General features: G+C 69.6%; 15 protein-coding genes. 5 read left to right on the top strand and 10 right to left on the bottom strand.

Annotated features, from left to right (window positions below):
- Together ACOOGH_RS06805 and infB are read right to left on the bottom strand one after the other, a co-directional pair.
- Complete coding sequence (locus ACOOGH_RS06805; protein WP_420448201.1) at nt 1-285, bottom strand: DUF503 domain-containing protein; 285 nt, start codon at nt 283-285, stop codon at nt 1-3.
- A gap of 19 nt (nt 286-304) precedes the next feature.
- Nucleotides 305-3,034 (bottom strand): translation initiation factor IF-2, encoded by a 2,730-nt coding sequence (gene infB, locus ACOOGH_RS06810; protein WP_420448202.1) that lies wholly within the window; start codon nt 3,032-3,034, stop codon nt 305-307.
- On the opposite strand from infB, the gene ACOOGH_RS06815 reads away from it, so the two are divergent.
- Nucleotides 3,034-3,234 (top strand): hypothetical protein, encoded by a 201-nt coding sequence (locus ACOOGH_RS06815; protein WP_420448203.1) that lies wholly within the window; start codon nt 3,034-3,036, stop codon nt 3,232-3,234. The two genes, infB and ACOOGH_RS06815, sit on opposite strands and share 1 nt — an antisense overlap.
- A gap of 200 nt (nt 3,235-3,434) precedes the next feature.
- On the opposite strand, the gene nusA is transcribed toward ACOOGH_RS06815, so the two are convergent.
- The 4 genes from nusA to murA all read right to left on the bottom strand — a co-directional run bounded on the left by nusA (nt 3,435) and on the right by murA (nt 7,706).
- Nucleotides 3,435-4,892 carry a transcription termination factor NusA gene (gene nusA, locus ACOOGH_RS06820; protein ID WP_420448204.1) on the bottom strand — a complete coding sequence of 486 codons (1,458 nt, stop codon included), beginning with the start codon at nt 4,890-4,892 and terminating at the stop codon, nt 3,435-3,437.
- Between the two features lie 9 nt (nt 4,893-4,901).
- Nucleotides 4,902-5,393, bottom strand: a complete 492-nt coding sequence (gene rimP / locus ACOOGH_RS06825) for a ribosome maturation factor RimP (protein ID WP_420448205.1) — start codon at nt 5,391-5,393, stop codon at nt 4,902-4,904.
- A gap of 190 nt (nt 5,394-5,583) precedes the next feature.
- Nucleotides 5,584-6,420, bottom strand: a complete 837-nt coding sequence (locus ACOOGH_RS06830; protein WP_420448206.1) for a polyphenol oxidase family protein — start codon at nt 6,418-6,420, stop codon at nt 5,584-5,586.
- Entirely contained in the window at nt 6,417-7,706 is a 1,290-nt protein-coding gene (murA, locus tag ACOOGH_RS06835; RefSeq protein WP_420448207.1) for a UDP-N-acetylglucosamine 1-carboxyvinyltransferase, read from the bottom strand. Before murA ends, ACOOGH_RS06830 begins: the two co-directional genes overlap by 4 nt.
- 168 nt (nt 7,707-7,874) lie before the next feature.
- Here murA and ACOOGH_RS06840 point away from each other — a divergent pair, with 168 nt between their 5' ends.
- Nucleotides 7,875-8,342 (top strand): hypothetical protein, encoded by a 468-nt coding sequence (locus tag ACOOGH_RS06840; protein ID WP_420448208.1) that lies wholly within the window; start codon nt 7,875-7,877, stop codon nt 8,340-8,342.
- A gap of 25 nt (nt 8,343-8,367) precedes the next feature.
- On the opposite strand, the gene ACOOGH_RS06845 is transcribed toward ACOOGH_RS06840, so the two are convergent.
- The 4 genes from ACOOGH_RS06845 to ACOOGH_RS06860 are packed head-to-tail and all read right to left on the bottom strand — an operon-like array spanning nt 8,368 to nt 13,861.
- The gene (locus tag ACOOGH_RS06845) at nt 8,368-10,710 is read right to left on the bottom strand and encodes an ATP-dependent helicase (RefSeq protein WP_420448209.1); all 2,343 of its coding nucleotides are present in this window, start codon (nt 10,708-10,710) and stop codon (nt 8,368-8,370) included.
- Nucleotides 10,707-11,936 (bottom strand): sensor histidine kinase, encoded by a 1,230-nt coding sequence (locus ACOOGH_RS06850; protein ID WP_420448210.1) that lies wholly within the window; start codon nt 11,934-11,936, stop codon nt 10,707-10,709. The genes ACOOGH_RS06845 and ACOOGH_RS06850 overlap by 4 nt, the downstream gene beginning before the upstream one ends.
- Nucleotides 11,933-13,255 carry a serine--tRNA ligase gene (serS, locus tag ACOOGH_RS06855; RefSeq protein WP_420448211.1) on the bottom strand — a complete coding sequence of 441 codons (1,323 nt, stop codon included), beginning with the start codon at nt 13,253-13,255 and terminating at the stop codon, nt 11,933-11,935. Before serS ends, ACOOGH_RS06850 begins: the two co-directional genes overlap by 4 nt.
- 33 nt (nt 13,256-13,288) lie before the next feature.
- The gene (locus tag ACOOGH_RS06860; RefSeq protein WP_420448212.1) at nt 13,289-13,861 is read right to left on the bottom strand and encodes a hypothetical protein; all 573 of its coding nucleotides are present in this window, start codon (nt 13,859-13,861) and stop codon (nt 13,289-13,291) included.
- Between the two features lie 195 nt (nt 13,862-14,056).
- On the opposite strand from ACOOGH_RS06860, the gene ACOOGH_RS06865 reads away from it, so the two are divergent.
- Genes ACOOGH_RS06865 through ACOOGH_RS06875 form a run of 3 tightly spaced genes read left to right on the top strand, consistent with a single transcriptional unit; the run spans nt 14,057 to nt 17,123 of the window.
- Nucleotides 14,057-15,103 (top strand): mannose-1-phosphate guanylyltransferase, encoded by a 1,047-nt coding sequence (locus tag ACOOGH_RS06865; protein ID WP_420448213.1) that lies wholly within the window; start codon nt 14,057-14,059, stop codon nt 15,101-15,103.
- On the top strand, nt 15,100-16,296 hold the full coding sequence (locus ACOOGH_RS06870; protein WP_420448214.1) for a putative sugar nucleotidyl transferase: 1,197 nt from the start codon (nt 15,100-15,102) through the stop codon (nt 16,294-16,296). The genes ACOOGH_RS06865 and ACOOGH_RS06870 overlap by 4 nt, the downstream gene beginning before the upstream one ends.
- A complete protein-coding gene (locus tag ACOOGH_RS06875) occupies nt 16,293-17,123 on the top strand; it encodes an MBL fold metallo-hydrolase (RefSeq protein WP_420448215.1) in 831 nt (276 codons plus the stop codon). The genes ACOOGH_RS06870 and ACOOGH_RS06875 overlap by 4 nt, the downstream gene beginning before the upstream one ends.
- Nucleotides 17,124-17,130: the final 7 nt, after the last annotated feature.

Below are 17,130 nucleotides of genomic sequence, written 5' to 3' on the forward strand. Positions count from 1 at the left end.
TCACAGGAATTCCGTCTCCGACTCGACGATGTGCGCCCTCGGATCGGATCTGAGGAAGAGGTCCACGCGTCCGATCACGGACTCGGCGTGGCGTCGATCCGCCGAGATGACGCAGGCCGTGATCTCGGCCATCGAGGCCCGGTCGCGGAGGCCGGTCTCGGCGGCGGATACCCGGAACTTCAGGATGGCGCGCTCGCGCAGGCTGCGAATCACCGAGCGCTTCATCTTGAGCGACCGGCACCCCGGGAGGTGAAACACCCAGCGGCCCACGCCGATGACGGCCATGCGCTTGCCCCGCCGAGGATCAGCCCGCCGGCGCTCCGGAGAGCGTGCGCGCAACCTCCACCACCTCGTAGCACTCGATCACATCGCCGACCTTGATGTCGTTGTAGTTCTCGACGGAGATGCCGCACTCGTACCCGTCTCTCACCTCGCGCACATCCTCCTTGAACCGACGCAGACTGTCGATCCGACCCTGGTAGATCTGGATCTGGTCGCGCAGGAGACGTATCGGGAGGTTGCGCCGCATGGTGCCGGTCTGCACGTAGCACCCGGCAATGGTCCCTGCCTTCGGGACACGGAAGAGCTCGCGAATCTCGGCCATTCCCACCGTGATCTCGCGCTCCTCGGGCGCGAGCAGACCCTCGAGTGCGAGGCGAATCTCCTCGACCGCCTCGTAGATCACGTTGTAGATGCGGATCTCGATCGACTCGCGTTCCGCCGCCGTCGCGGCCCCGGCGTCGGGCCGGACATGGAAGCCGACGACGATGGCCGCCGACGTCGAAGCCAGCAGGATGTCGGACTCGTTGATGCCGCCTACCGCCCGGTGGATGACCTCTACGGAGACCTCGTCGGTCGACAACCGCTCGAGACTGTCGGAGAGCGCCTGGACGGAGCCGTCCGTATCGCCCTTGATGACGACGTTCAGACGCGCGCGCTCGCCCGCCTTGACCGCTTCGAAGACATCCTCGAGCCGCGTTCCCGTCGCCTTGCGGCGGATATCCTTCTCGCGCTCCAGTTGCTGGCGCCTGGAGACGATCTCACGGACGCGTGAAGCGGAGAGGACGACGAGCGAGTCGCCGGCCTGCGGAACACCCTCGACCCCGAGCACGCGCACGGGGATCCCCGGTCCGGCGCTCGTGACCTTGCGCCCCCGCTCGTCGAGGAGCGCGCGGACCCGTCCGCCATGCAGCCCGCAGACGAAGTCGGCGCCGACCTCCAACGTCCCGCGCTCCACGAGCACGGTCGCGACCGGACCCATGCCCCGGTCCAGCTGCGCCTCGACCACGGTGCCCCGGGCTTCCCGGTCCGGATTCGCTTTCAACTCGAGTATCTCCGCCTGGAGGAGCACCTTCTCGAGCAGGTCCTCCAACCCCTCGCCCGTCTTGGCCGAGACGTCCGCCCCCAGGATCTCGCCGCCGAAGTCCTCGAGGACCACCTCGCGTGCGAGGAGTTCCCTCTTGACTTTGTTCACATCCGCAGTTGGCAGGTCGACCTTGTTCACCGCGACGACGATGGGCACGCTCGCGTTCCGCGCGTGGCTGATTGCTTCGATCGTCTGCGGCATCACCGAATCGTCGGCCGCCACGACGAGAATCACGATGTCCGTGACCTCCGCGCCGCGCGCCCGCATCGCCGTAAACGCCTCGTGGCCGGGCGTGTCCAGGAAAGTGATCGTGCGCCCCTCGGAGAGAACCACGTGATAGGCGCCGATGTGCTGCGTGATCCCGCCGGCCTCGCCCGCGATCACGTTGGTGCTCCTGATGCGGTCGAGCAGTGATGTCTTCCCATGGTCGACGTGGCCCATCACGGTCACGATCGGCGGCCTCGACACGAGTTGACTCTCGTCCTCGGGAAGATCCTCGTCTTCGCTCGCGACGTCCGCCTCGAACCCCTCTTCACGGATCGCCGTGAAGCCGGCCTCCTCGCAGATGAGTTCGATCTGGCCAAAGTCGAGCCGCTGATTGATCGTCACCATGAGGCCGAGGTTCTTGAACGCCGAGGTGATGATGGCCTGCGGCGGGACCTCGATCAGATCGGCGAGTTCGGACACAGTGAGGAATTCGTTGACCCGGACCGTCGCCTTCTCCGTGCGTTGCTCGAGTTCGCGCTGCTCGCGCTCCGCCTCGCGCTGCTGGGTCTGCGTTTCGCGGCGACGCTTGCGCGGCGAGGACTGGCCCATCGCGGCCAAGGTCTTGCGGAAATTCTGCTGGACGGCGTTCCGGTCGACACGCCGCCGCTTCTTCCCATCTCCGCCGCGGATCTTCTTTCGCCCGTCGACCGTGTAACCCTCGGCCGAGATTCGCACCTTGCCGCCGGGGCCCGCCGAGGCTGTTGGACCCGACGCGGTGGGCGCCGCCGGCGAGGGCATATCCCGGCGGACCGGCTTGGGCCGACGCGCGGGGCGCGGGGGAGCGGCCGGGGCCTCTGCCGCCGGTTCCACTTCGGTTTCGGGCTCGGGTTCGGCGGTTTCCGGCTCGGCCGGCTCGGCGACCTCGACGCTCGCCTCCGGCTCCACCGGCTCTGCTTCCTCGGGCGTCTCGGCTGCTTCCGGGGGCTCCGGGTCGGCTTCGACTTCGGCTTCGACTTCGGCGTCGGCGTCGGCGTCGGGCTCGGCCGGGATTTCGTCCCGGGCGTCCTCGATGGCAACTTCGGGCTCAGCCTCGACTTCGGCCTCGATCTCGACCTCCGCCTCGATCGGAGGTTCGACTTCCGGCGCGGCGGTGGCCGCCGCAGCGTCCTCCTCCGGCTCGGGGGACGCCTCCATCCCGTCTTCGGGCTCTACTTCCGGCGTCGCGGTGAGCGTCGGGGGAGCGGCCCTCCGCCGGCGACGCCGGCGCCGCATCGGAGCTGCCGTACCGGTGACCGCCTCACCCCGCCGTTCGCGCTCGAGCCGCGCGTGCAGGCGCGCTACGCTCGCCGAGTCCACGCCCGACATGTGGCTCCGCACGGGCACATCCATCTCGCGCAGCAACTGGATGAGGTGACTCGTGTCGAGACTGAGTTCCTCTGCGACCTCAAAGACACGCTTCATTGTCCAGGCACCTGCCCTTCCAGGTCTCCTCGCGACCCGGAGCTGTCATCACCCTGTGGGGGCGCATGCTCCCCACCCTGTGGGGGCGCATGCTCCCCTTCGAGAATCCGCTTAGCCAGCGCCACATCCGTGACACCGACCACGGCAACATCGTTCCGTCCGAGCGCCCGTCCGAGCGCGCTGCGGCTCGCCACCGTTAGGCGCGACGCCCGCCGCGCCTTTGGCGTCAGGCGGCCCAGCGCATGCCGCGATGCGTCGCCCGCGACCACGAGCAGGGCGAGCCGCCCCCTGCGTGCCGCGATATCCACGGCCCGGGTTCCGAGAGCGACCCGGCCCGCGCGCGTCGCGATCCCGAGCAGGCTCAGCGTACCTCCCGCCCGCCCCGGGGCTTCGCCGCGCTTCAGGCGGTCCCCTCGCTCGCGGCCGCAGTGCTCATCGCATCCGCCGGTTCCGCACGCGGCTCTTCCGGAGCGTCCGGGGCCGGTGTGTCCACCGCGACGTCCGCCTTCGCAGGCGCCTCCGTATCCGCCTCCGTATCCGCCTTCGCAGGCCCGCCGCTCGCCGTCTGCGTCTCGTCCACCACCGTCAGCTCATCGATGAGCGCTTCCAGCGTATCGGCCTCATCGGGCCCGATACCCGGAACCTGGAGAAAATCGCTCCGGTCCATGTCGAGCAGGCCGTAGAAGCTGCCGATCCCGGCCGCCTCGAGCGCCGCCAGCGTAGCCGGCGCGATGCCCTCGAGTTCGGAGAGTGGAAAATCCGACATCTCATACTCGTCACCGCCGCCGAACAGGCCGCTCTCTCCGCCGCGCTCCATCCAGTCGCGGCTGGAGTACAGATCGATCTGCCACCCGATCAACTGTGAGGCCAACCGCACGTTCTGCCCGTTACGCCCGATCGCCAGCGACAGCTGGTCTTCGTCCACGATCGCCGTAATGACATGCCCCTCCTGGTTCGAGATCACTTTTGCCACGCGGGCCGGAGCCAGGGCGCGGCGAGCAAAGATCTCGGGATCGGGGTGCCACGGAACGATGTCGATGCGCTCTCCGCTCAACTCCGATACGACGGCCTGCACGCGCGAGCCCTTCAGGCCGACACAGGCGCCGACCGGGTCGACGGACTCGTCGCGGGAGGCGACCGCTACCTTGGTGCGGCCACCCGCTTCCCGGACGATCTCCTTGATCTCGACGATGTCCTGGTAGATCTCCGGCACCTCGAGCGCGAACAGCGATGCGACGAACTGGGGATCCGCGCGCGAGAGGATGAGTCGCGGGCCTCGCGGCGTCTCTTCCAGGAGCTTCAGCACCGCCCGGATCGGCTCTCCCTGGCGGAAGCGTTCCCGCGGATTCTGCTCGCGCCACGGGATGATCGCTTCGGCATCACGCGACCGGTTCAGCATGACGACGAGTTTGCCGCGCTCGCTCGCCTGCACCTCGCCGGAGACGAGGTCTCCGACCCGGTCATTGAACTCCATGCGGATCCGGTCGCGCTCTCCCTCCCGGATGCGCTGAATGATCCTCTGCTTGGCGGCCATGACCGCGCTGCGCCCGAAGTCCCGGAAATCGACCGGGATTTCCATGAGGTCGCCGACCTGGAAGTCGGGATCGTCCCACCGAGCCTGCTCGAGGGTCACTTCCCGAGCCGGGTCCTCGACCTCCTCGACGACCTCCTTGAGGACGACGATCGAAATGTCACCTCCATCGGTAATGTCGATCTCGGCCTCGACCGGACCGCCGAAACGACGGGCGAGAGCTGCCTGGATCCCGTCGCGGATGAGATCATGCAACTCCAATTCCGTCAGCGACTTGTTCGCCGCCATCATACGGAATGCTTCAACGATCGGAATCTGATCGTTCATCGCTTCTCTCTATCTCCCATCCACGCCGCCGGCCTGGTCCCAGTCATAGGCCAGGCGGGCGGAAGCCACATCCTCCAGCGGGATCTCCACGCGATCCCCCTCGATCTCCAGCGCGAACGTCTCGGGGGTTTCCTCCACCATCCCGAGCAGCGTCCCTTCCAGTTTTCGGCCTCGATCGGCCAGCGGACCGTACCCCCGCACCCGAATCCGCGACCCGGCGAACCGGGCGTAGTCCGCGGCCTTGACGAGCGGACGATCCACCCCCGGCGACGACACTTCGAGGACCCAGTCCTCCGCCGCCCCATCTTCGAGCGCGCCGCGCAATTGCCTCGTCACCGCGACGCAGTCGTCCACCGTGATGCCCGACTGCGCCGACGACAGACCCGGTCGATCGATCCGGAGCCTGAGCAACGGCCGCCGACGGCCCCCGCCCCGCTCCATCTGCACGACCTCGAAACCGAGGGCTTTGACCGCGCGTTCGATGTCCCCCGAGTCCAGCATTGACCGACCCTTTCGGACAAACCGGTTCGCCTCTACTGCAAAAAAAAGTGGGGCCCGTACAGCTTCCCCACTTCGAGTAACGCCATCGCCCGCCGGCCCGCGCGGACGTATGTGGACATGCGAATCGGAACATACGGCGGGGTCCGACCCGCTGCAACAGCCTGCCGACCGTCCCGCCCGAGCGTACGGTTCAGTCGCTCCGGAGCCCCAGGAAAGCGGCCATTCGTGCCATCGAGCCGCCGCTCGCACGGTGTGAATGAAGGTCGCCGGGGCCGCATGACGTGCAGAAGCGCGAACTGGAAAGAGCGTCGCGTTCAACGCCGGCGGCCACTGCCTGCGCGGCGAGGATGCCCCTCAGATCGAGGCGCGCGCGCGCGCCGCCGAAACCGAACGCGGAGAGCACGGGCGTGTCGACCTCATAACAGCGGCCGCAGATCGCGGGCCCCAGATGGACACGGAGGTCCTGGACGGCGCCACGGGATCCGCCGCCGGGATCGCGTCCGAACCGGGCGAGCGCGCGCGACAGGATGCCGGCCGCCGCACCGCGCCATCCCGCGTGGAGCAGTCCGATGCGCCCGAATTCCCGGGACCACAGGAAGACGGGCACACAATCGGCGGCCGTCGCCGCAAGCAGCCAACCGACCCCGTCCGCCAACTGGCCGTCCACGCGACCCGCCCGCGTGACGGTGCACGTCCCCGAGGCCCGCCCGGGCGCGACACGGATCTCCCGGATATCCGTGCCGTGCACCTGGTCCGGCACGGATACGCGGCGAAAGCCGAGCTCCCGAGCCAGGCCGCCGTAGACCGCGGCTACGCGTTCTGCGGGGGCCTGCGCGACCGCCAGGTCTCCGCGCGCTGCCGTCGTGATGCCGCACACGATTCCCGGATGGAGGGACTCCCACCGCGACAACCTCAGCAACCCGTCACGAGGGACCTCCGCGACCTGGAGTCCCTCGAGTGACCGGGCCCCGAGGACCTCCGCTACCCCCTCTGCCTGCACCGCGGCAGTCGGCTCCCGTGCTCTCATGCGCCCTCGGGCGCGATGCGTTCGATACGGGCCCCCAGCGACGCGAGGCGTTCGTGCATGCGCTCGTAGCCACGCTCGATCTGTCCGATGTTGTGCACGCGACTCGTACCTTCCGCCGCGAGCGCCGCTATGAGAAGCGCCATGCCGGCCCGGATGTCCGGGCTCTCGAGGGTGGCCCCGCGCAACGGCGAAGGTCCCACGACGACGGCCCTGTGCGGATCGCAGAGGACGATGCGGGCGCCCATGGCGATCACCTTGTCGACGAAGAACATCCGCGACTCGAACATCTTCTCGTGGATGAGGACGGTGCCGCGGCACTGGGTAGCGGTCACGAGCGCGATGCTGATCAGATCGGCGGGGAACGCCGGCCAGGGTCCGTCATCGATCTTCGGTATCTGCCCTCCGAGATCAGGCTGGATCTCGAGTTCTCCCGCACCGCGCACGAGGAGCTGGTCATCCCGCCACGCGAAGTCGAGGCCGAGGCGCCGGAACCCGACACGCAGGGGGTCGAAGTGGGTGCGGTCCACATCGGCGATCGCGAGCGTCGAGCCTGTCGCCGCCGCCAGGCCGATCACGCTTCCGATCTCGATGTGATCCGGCCCGATGCGGAACGTACCGCCTCCCAGAGCTTCCACGCCTTCGATGACGAGTCTGGATGTCCCGATACCGTCGATGCGGGCGCCGAGCGCGACGAGAAAGCGGCAGAGATCCTGCACGTGGGGCTCCGTGGCGACGTTGCGGAGCTCCGTCGTGCCCGTGGCCGTCGCGGCCGCGAGCACGGCGTTCTCCGTCCCGGTCACGGAGGGTTCATCGAGGAAGACGGAAGCGCCGCGCAGACCGGGGGTGCGCAGGACGTAGCGATCTCCGACCTCGACGGTCGCCCCGAGCGCCTGCAGCGCGAGCATGTGTGTATCCAGGCGGCGGCGCCCGATGAAATCCCCCCCGGGCTGCGGCAGCTGGACCGCCCCCACCCGGGCCAGCATGGGGCCCGCGAGCAGTACCGATCCGCGGATCCGGCCGGCCAGATCCGCGTCGGGAATCGCCCTCGCGTCCACGCCGGCGGCGTCGAGCTCGAGGACGCCGGGGCCCGTCCAGCCACCCTCGACGCCAAGGCTGCGGAGGAGGCCGAGCAGCGTCTCCACATCCCTGATGCGCGGGACGTTCTCAATGCGCACCGGGTCGCGCGTGAGCAGCACGGCGGCGAGGATCGGGAGGGCGGCGTTCTTGTTGCCGGCCGGCTTGAACACGCCGCTCAGCTCGTTTCCGCCCTCGATCCGATAGTGCATCGCGCTTCCTCCCGCCCGTTCCCGCATCCGGCCTTACCGGCCCCGCGCGCCAAAGTAGCCGGCGCGCGGAGGGGGGCAAACGTCGGGACAAACACGGTTGAGCCCTCCGGGAACCAGACCTATACTCCCCTCCCGTAGTCCCTCCGACCGTCCTCCGAAGGAGCCGCAGTGACCACATACGAGATCGCGGTCGTCGCCGGGATGGCGGTATGGATCGTCGTCGCGGTGGCGATTCTCGTCGCCCTTCTGCACGCGATCCGCCTGTTGCGTGAGACCCGGGCACCCCTGGGACAGATCTCGGGTACCCTTACGAACCTCAGCGATCGCCTCAAGCCGGTGCTGCACAACGTCGAACAGGCGAGCGACCAGGCTCGACGCATCGCGTCCCGACTCCGGGACGACGCGGACGGCGTGGGACAGGCGCTGACGAGCGCGAGCGAATCCACCGGCCGTATGGTGGATCTGGTCGAGGAGCGGGTGGTGGAGATCGCGGCGCTCCTCGCGGTCGTCCAGGAGGAGGCCGAGGAGACCTTCGTCACGACGGCCTCGCTGCTGCGCGGACTCCGGCGCGGCAAGCGGAAGGTGTCGACCGCGCAGCGCGTGGCCCGAGCGCTCGGCGACCGCGAGGGAGAGTGAGCCGGGGCAGCTCGCGTAGTCGTGCTCAGGCCGGGCGCAGCCCCGCGTACGCGACTACGACTTTCTTCCGGCCGACCTCCTCGAACTCGATGTCGGCCTTGGCCTCCCTCCCGAAGCCGTAGACCTGCAGCACCTCTCCGGCCCCGAAACGAGGATGTACGACGCGTGCACCGGGGGTGAGCGCGAGCGGCAGCTGTGAGTCATCGTAGTCGTACTCGAGTTCGCCCGGGCGGGGTGCGGGTCCCCCACCGCCCGAGCCGGCGGCGCGTCCCGATCCGCGGTCTGCGCTCCTCCGCCAGGCAAATGAGCGGTCGGGCTCCACCCCGCCCGTCCAGCCGGCCGCCTCACCCGGCGCGGACCAGCCGCCTCGTGCCCCTTCCCCGGCCGGGCGTCGACCGCCAGCGCGCGCGTCGCGGGCGGATCGGCGGCTCCAACCCGGCGCCGCAAGCCGCGGGAGCACGTGTTCCTCCGGGAGTTCGTCGATGAAGCTGGAGGGGGCGGAGCGACTCGCCATCCCCGCCCGCCAGCGGCGGTCCGCGTACGTCAGGCTCAGCCGGTCCATCGCGCGCGTGACGCCGACGTAGAACAGCCGGCGCTCCTCTTCCAGTCCACCCGGGGCCTCCATCGCCCTCGAGAGCGGAAACAGACCCTCCTCCAGCCCGGCGAGGAACACGACCGGGAATTCCAGCCCCTTGGCGTTGTGCAGCGTGATCATCGTCACCGCCTCACCGTCGAAGTCCGCCTCATCGAGGTCGGAACGCAGCGAAACGGACTGCAGGAACAACTCGAGGTCGGTGGCTTCGTCGACGGGGTCCTCCACATCATCGCGCTCGAACACCTCCGCCACCGCAAACAGTTCGCTCACGTTCTCCAGGCGGTCCGCGCCGTCCTCCTCTTCGGCGAGCGCCGTGGCAAGGCCGAACGTCGCCACGCAGGTCTCGAGCGCCTCTCTCGCGCTGCACGCCGGCAGCGCGGACCGCACTTCCCGAAGCCCGTCCGCGAACGCCTCGAGTCCGCGCACCGCCGCCGCCGGTATGCCGTCTCCCCGCTGTACCCGCGCCGCGGCTTCCGCAAGCGACATGTCGCCATCGTGCGCGAACTCCTCCAGCCGCTCGAGGCTCTTCGCCCCGACGCCGCGTCGCGGCCACCCCACGGCCCGCTGGAAGGCCACATCGTCCGCCGGGTTCACGAGAAGGCGCAGATAGGCGACGACATCCTTCACCTCGCGACGCTCGTAGAACGGGACCCCGCCCACGATCCGGTACGGGGTGCCGGAGCGCCGGAAAGCCTCCTCGAACGCGCGCGACTGGGCATTCGTACGATACAGAACCGCGAACTCGTTCAGTCCCCGCGTGCTCCGGCCCGGCTCGATCTGTGACGACACCCACGCGGCCTCGGCCCGCTCGTCGTCGCAGCGTACGACCTCGATCGGGTCACCGGCCTCGCGCTGCGTCCGGAGCCGCTTCGGCTTTCTCGCGAGATTCAGGGCGATGACCGAGTTCGCCACCTCGAGGATCGAGCCCGTCGAGCGGTAGTTGCGCTCCAGCCGTACGACATGCGCCCCGGGAAAATCGGCCTCGAAATCGAGAATGTTCCGGATGTCCGCGCCCCGCCATCCGTAGACGGCCTGATCGTCGTCCCCCACGACGCACAGGTTTCTGTGCCGCGAGGCCAGCGCCTTCACCATCCGGTACTGGGCGTGGTTCGTGTCCTGGTATTCGTCCACGAGCACGTGGGCGAAGCGGGCGGCGTACCGATCCTGCACGCCGTCCGCCGTCTCCAGCAGGCGCACGGACTCGAAGAGAAGGTCGTCGAAATCGTAGGCGTTGCGGCGCTCCAGTTCCCGCTGGTATGCGGGATAGACCTTCGCCACGAGTTCGGCGAGGAGATCGAACGCCTCCGATTCGTACTCGGCGGGCCCCATGAGCGCGTTCTTCGCGGTGGAGATCCGGTTGCGCACCGCGCGGGGCGACCAGCGTTTGGGATCGAAGCCCGCCGACACCATCACATCCTTGAGCGTCCGGATGGCATCGTCCTCATCGTAGATCGTAAAGGAGCGCGTGCGGGACGTGAGCGGGGCATCCATCCGCAGCATCCTGGCGGCGATGGAGTGGAAGGTGCCGATCCACAGGCCCCGCGTGGATCGACCGATGAGCTCCTCGATCCGCTCCCGCATCTCGCCGGCGGCCTTGTTGGTGAACGTGACGGCGAGCAGGCGTGTGGCTTCCAGCCCCTCATCGATGAGGCGGGCGGCCCGGGCCGTGAGCACCCGGGTCTTCCCGGATCCCGCGCCGGCAAGGACCAGGAGCGGTCCCTCGCCGTGCTCGACCGCGTCCTGCTGCTCGGGGTTGAGGCTGAGACCCTTCACGTCCCCCGTTTCCCGGGACGGTGACGCGGGAGTTCGATCCGGAAGCTCGCGCCACGAGGCGTGTCCTCAAGTCGAATGGACCCGTCGTGCATGTCCTCGATGATGCGGCGGACGAGCGAGAGACCGACGCCCCACCCCCGCTTCTTCGTGCTGACGCCGATGTTATAGATCTTGTCCCGAAGGGCCGGAGGGATCCCGGGTCCGGTGTCGCGCACCCGGAAGACGGAGCGCTTGCCGTTGGGGCCGAGGTGGGAGATCACGATCCGGCCCCCGTCGGGCGCCAGCGCGTCCACGGCGTTCTTGATGAGGTTCTCGAACGCCCACTCCAGGAGCGTCTCGTTGCCCAGCACCTCCGGCGTATCCGGCTCCATCTCCACCTCGATCTCGATCTTCCCGGTGCGGGAGAGCGTCGGCAGCCGGGCCTCGAAGTACTGCCGGAGATGGGCCGCGGTCGCGCGCACGGACATCGGTTCGAGCTTCGGCTTGTGGCCGATGAGCTCGAAGCGGCGCGAGACCTTCTGCAGGCGGGTCACGTCCTCCGCCATCTCGTCGATGAGGTCGGGCTGCCCGACCTCGGATACCCGAGGGCGCGACCGGCCCTCGAGCACTTCCAGCCAGCCGACGAGCGAACTGAGCGGGGTCCCCATCTGATGCGCCGATTCCCTGGCCATGGCCGACCAGATACGCTCGCGCTCGCTTCTGAAGGAGAGGAAGAGGAGCCAGCCGCCGCTGCCGAGGATGACGATGAGCGACGCCGTCTGCAGCCACGGGATCAGCCGGAGACGGCTCGTGAACTCGGGATCGCCGAAGTGGACCTGCAGCTCGGGCGCCTCGAAGGGCGGCCTCAGGGCGTCGAGTTCGGCCACGAATTCGCGCAGCGCCTGGTCGTCCGGGGCGCCGGTCGGGCCGAGCGGGAAGTCGTCGGGCAGGTGCGCCCAGCTGCTCGGGTTGCCCAGCGTGTCGGTGAGCACCATGGGGATCTGGAGCCGCTGGACCTGGGCGATCACCTGCTGCGAGGCCTGATTCCAGAGTCGGTTCTGCTCCTCGATCGTGAGGTTGCCCGCCGCGGCCGCCGTGGTGACGGCCATCAACTCCCCGAGGACCGCCGCGTCGAGCCGGCGTTCTTCCGCCTGCTGACGCGAGAAGATGGCCGACGACACGAGGACGCCCGTGGAGAGGACCGCGAGCAGGAGGGCCCCGCCGCGCCGGTTCCAGAGCCGGATCACGGGCAGGGCTCGAGCCGCTCGAACCCGAGATAGGGGTGGAGAATCTCCGGCAGCACGATCCCCTCACCCTCGCGGAACCCCATCTCGAGCAGCACCACGATGAGCCGGGCGAGGGCGACCGCCGAACCATTCAGCGTATGCACGTACGCAGGGCGTCCACCGCGCTCGGGCCGGAAGCGGATATCGGAGCGCCTGGCCTGAAAGTCCCCGTACGATGAACAACTGGACACCTCGAGCCACGCCTCGACGCCGGGAGCCCAGATCTCCAGGTCGTAGGTGATCGCGTTCGCAAAACCCAGATCCCCGAGCGGGAGGAGGACGCGACGGTACGGGACCTCCAGCAGTTCCAGCACGCGCTCCGCATGGCGGGTGAGACGTTCCAGTTGCGCCTCCGACTCCTCGGGCCGGCAGATGCGGACGATCTCCACCTTGTCGAACTGATGCACACGCAGGAGCCCGCGCGTATCGCGGCCCGCGGCGCCGGCCTCCCGCCGGAAGCAGGGGGTGTGCGCCACGTACTCGAGCGGCAGGTCGTCCGCGGCCAGGAGCTCTCCGCGGTGCAGGTTCGTGAGCGGCACTTCCGCCGTGGGCACGAGGAAGAGATCGTCCGGATCCGTCCGGTAGGCGTCGTCTTCGAACTTGGGGATGTGTCCGGTCCCCATCATCGAGTCCCGCGAGACGAGGAGGGGTGGCAGGACCTCCAGATAGCCGTGCTCGCGCACGTGCAGGTCGAGCATGAACTGGACGAGCGCGCGGCTCAGGCGGGCGCCACCCCCGACGAGGAGCGGAAAACCCGAGCCTGCGATCTTCGCCCCGCGCTCGATATCCAGGGACGGGGTCCGCCCCCCCGGCAGCGCGGATCCGCCGGGGTCCGTATAGCCGTGCGTTGCGCCCAGGACCCAGTGCGGCGGGACGGGATCGCTGCGCGGAGCGCCCCACTCCGCGATCGTCGGTCCCTCCCCTTCCTCGCCGGGCGGGACGCGCGGGTCGGGGATGTTCGGGATCTGCAGGAGGTGGTCGCGAAGCTCCGACTCCGTTTGTGCCAGCTCCGCGTCGAGCGCCTTGATCCTGGCGGCCACCCGGCGCATGGCCTCGATCTCCGCGGATGCATCGTCGCCCCTGCCCTTCGCGGCGCCGATCGCCTTCGAGGCCGTGTTCCGTTCGGCCTTGAGCACCTCGACTTTCCGGATCAGGCGCCGGCGGACTCCATCCGCCCGGAGGATCTCCTCCACGAGTTCGGCGGCGCGCTCGTCGCCGCGTCTCTGCATTGCGTCGCGCGCGAGTTCGGGATCGTCGCGCAGGGCTTTGAGGTCAAGCATGGCGCTGCGGGGCGGGATCGGCCGGACCGGGCGTCACAGCGAGCCGTGCGTTCCCGGTTCGAGCACGAGATCTCCGCAGTTCGGGTTCGCCAGATGTTGGAAGGTGATGGTTCCCTCTTCGGCGTCGATGTCGAGAACCTGCAGCTTCATGTATCGGCTGCAGGCGAGAAAGTTGTTCGGATCGACGCGACTGCGGCCGATGAGGACATCTCCCGGCTGGACCGGCAGACCTGCGTTCAGCGTGTACCCGTCCTCGGGGGCCTCGAGCACGGTGTTGAAGCGTTCGCTAGTAGCCTGCAGGCCCGCGTCCGTGACGCTGTCCGCGACCGCGGAGAAGGGGACGAGTTCCGGCACGCCGGCCCGGATCCGGAAGAGGAAGTCCCAGTTGAGCGTCTGGTCCACCCGGGCGGGAATCGCGAACACGATATCGAAGGCCGGAGGATCCTCGAGGCGCCCGGTCACGTAGTCGTATAGCGTGACCTCCGTCGGCGTGAGCGGTACGTCGTCGAGGAAGGCAGCGAATGGATCGTCACAGGCCGTCGCCGCCAGCACGAGGATCAGCGCTGCGCGCCGTGACGGGATGCGAGTTGGGTATCGGGGAGGCATGGCGCGGAAACTGTCGCCCGGGGGGGACTCCGGCAAGAAAAAACGCGCGGCGGGGCGGGATCGGCGGGCCCGGTCGGTGACGTGGCGTGGCAGCCGCGGCGTCCATAGCTTGGCCGCGTCGTGGCCGGCCCGCGGCGGGAGAGAATTCGGGCGCACGCGAAGAGCGGTTCGGAGGACGGGAGGGAGGCTCTGCAGGTGCATCTCGAGGCGTACTGCGCGATCCTCGCGGGCGGGATCGGCCGCCGGTTCTGGCCCGCCTCGACCCCGGCCCGCCCCAAGCAACTCCTCCCCCTCGCCGGCCCCGAGCCGCTCATCGACGACACGCTCGCGCGCGCCGTAGCGCTGGTGGGCTCCCCTCGCGTCCGGGTCGTGGCCTCCGAGCGGCTCGTCGAGCTCATGCGCCCGAACCTCGAGGCCGCGGGTGTAGCCGCCCTCATGGAACCGGAAGCGCGCGGCACGGGGCCGGCTCTCGTGTGGACGGCTTCCGAGATCGAGCGGGCTCACCCGGGAGCCCTGATGATCTGCATGCACACCGACCACCGCATCGAACCCGCGGGGGCGCTCAGGGAGACGCTTGAGCCGGCCCTCGAGGCGGCTCGGGCCGGATACCTGTGCTGCATCGGCGTGCGGCCGGACCGCCCCGAGACCGGGTTCGGATACCTGGAGACCGGGGGGGAAATCGCCTCCGGCGCGCTCGAAGTGCGGCGCTTCGTGGAGAAGCCGGACCTGGCCGCCGCACGGGCCTATCTGGAGTCCGGACGCTTCCTGTGGAACTCGGGCATCTTCGTGTGGCGGGCGGCCGACCTGCTCGAAACGGCCCGCCGCTGCGCGCGTGAACTCGAGGCGGGGTGGCCGGCCCTCGAACGTGGGGACGCGGAGGGCTTCTTTGCGCGGGCCGAGCCGGTCCCGATCGATGTCTGCGTGATGGAACGCGCCGAGCGCGTGGCTGCCGTCGAGGCACGATTCTCGTGGGACGATCTCGGGGTGTGGAGCGCCCTCATGCGCTCGAGGGAGGTGGACGGGGCCGGGAACGCCGCAGTGGGCTCCACCCGTCTCCTGGACGCGGCGGACAACGTCGTATGGACGGAGTCCTGCCGGGCCACGGTCATCGGGGTGTCGGGTCTCGTCATCGTGGAGGCGAACGGCGAACTCCTCGTGATGACGCGGGAAGAGGCCGCGCGACTCGACGCCCGGCTGGGACAGCTCGACGCGGAGTCCTCCTCCTCCGAAGCGACGCGTTGACGACGCTCGTCATGTTCGATGACGAGCGGGCGGACGGATGGGCCCCGTTTGCCCTCACCCGGCCGTGCGGCGAACTCGTCTTCGGCCGCTGGACGCTGCGGGAGCGGCTGGAACGGGTCGCGGGGACGCGGGTCGCCGGTCATGTGACGCGTCCGTGGCTGCGCCGGTACACCGAGCCCGGGGCGCCGCGCTGCCTGGACCCCGGCCGCCTGTCCGCGCCGTGTACGGTGTGGAACGCGCGGGCGGTTCCGGCCCTCGACGCGGCGTGGGACGACGCGCCCGCCAACCTCTGGGTGGCCGACGAGCTGGCCGGCGTCCGACTGGGCGCCGTCGCCGGGCCGCCGCGGGCGGACTGGTTCGTGGCTCCCCGCCCCCGACCCGGGCTGCCCGACCGCGCAGTGCCCGGCGACTGGCTCCGCCATCCGTGGGACCTCGTGTCCGCCGGACCCGACCGACTGGCCGCGGACCTCGCGGCGACCGCGGGCACGGAGGTGCCGGAGCTGCCGAGCGGCTGCTGGCGCCTCGGTGACGCCCCGATCCGCCTCGGCGAGGGGACGCGGGTGGAACCCGGTGTGCTCTTCGATACGCGCGAGGGTCCGATCGAACTCGGCCCCGGCGTCGAGGTCCGCGCCGGCACCCGGCTCGGTGGGCCGCTCTACGCGGGTGCCGGCTCGCGGCTCCTGGGCGGCGACATCTCGCGCTTCTCCGGGGGACCCTGCTCGCATGTGCGGGGCGAGGTCGACCACGTCACGGCACTGGGCTACTCGAACAAGGCGCACGAAGGGTTCCTCGGCCACGCGTACCTCGGCCGCTGGGTCAACCTCGGTGCGATGACGGCGAACAGCGATCTCAAGCTCACTTACGGACCGGTCCGTGTCGGGCCGCCCGACGCACGCCGGGAGACCGGGCTCCTGAAGTTCGGTTGTCTGGTCGGCGACCACGTAAAGACGGGCGTCGGCACGAGGATCGAGACCGGGTGCGTCGTGGGGGCCGGCTCGAGCCTGTTTGGAGCGGATCGGCCACCCCGGTGGGTGGAGCCGTTCTCATGGGGCGGAGTCCCGGGCACCGAGCGCCACCGGCGCGATGACTTCGTTTCCACTGGCGTCCGGGTCGTCGAGCGCAGGGGACTCGAGGGGACGCCGGAGTTCCGGCACTGGCTCGGCGACGTCTGGGACGAGGCCTGCCGCGCGTGAGCCTGTGCGTCGCCTCGCTGGGCTCGGGGAGCCGCGGCAATGCTTTCCTCGTGGAGGGCGACCGCGCTCGAGTGCTCGTCGACGCGGGCTTCTCCGGAGTCCAGATCGCCCGCCGGCTCGCCGAACTCGACGTGGAGCCCGAAGCGATCGACCTCGTCGTCGTCACGCACGAGCACCGGGATCATGCCGCGGGCATCGGCATCGGGGCGCGACGCTGGGGCTGGCGACTCGCGATGAACCCACCCACCCACCGCGCCTGCGCCTCCCTCTTGCGCGGGCAGGAGCGATGCGAGGACCTGCCGCCTACGGGACTCGAGATCGGCGATCTCGCGATCGAGGCGGCCCCCACCGCGCACGACGCGGCCAAACCGGTCGCCATCACGGTCCTGCACCGACCCACCGGCCTCCGCGTGGGGATCGCGACGGACCTCGGGAGGCCGACGACGCCGGTCCGGGTGGCGCTGCGGGAGTGCGCCTTTCTCGTGCTGGAGGCGAACCACGACGAGCACCGTCTCCGGGCGGCTTCCTATCCCTGGCGGGTCAAACAGCGGATCGGGGGCAGCCGCGGACATCTCTCCAACCGTCATGCCGCCGAGTTCGCGCGCGAACTCGCGCACCCCGGCCTGGGCGGGATCCTGCTCGCCCACCTCAGTCACGAGTGCAACGACCCACACCTCGCTCTGGAGAGGGTCGCCGAAGGGCTCGCGTCGGCGAAATTCGATGGACTGATCGAGGCCGCCGGACAGGATGGAGCCAGCCCGCGGTACAACGTGGCAGCGCTCGCGAAGGCGCGCGCCGCCGGGGAGCAACTCTCGCTCCCGATCTGACTTCGGG

Origin of the sequence: Candidatus Palauibacter sp. (assembly GCF_965213655.1) — a bacterium.
Lineage (GTDB): Bacteria > Gemmatimonadota > Gemmatimonadetes > Palauibacterales > Palauibacteraceae > Palauibacter.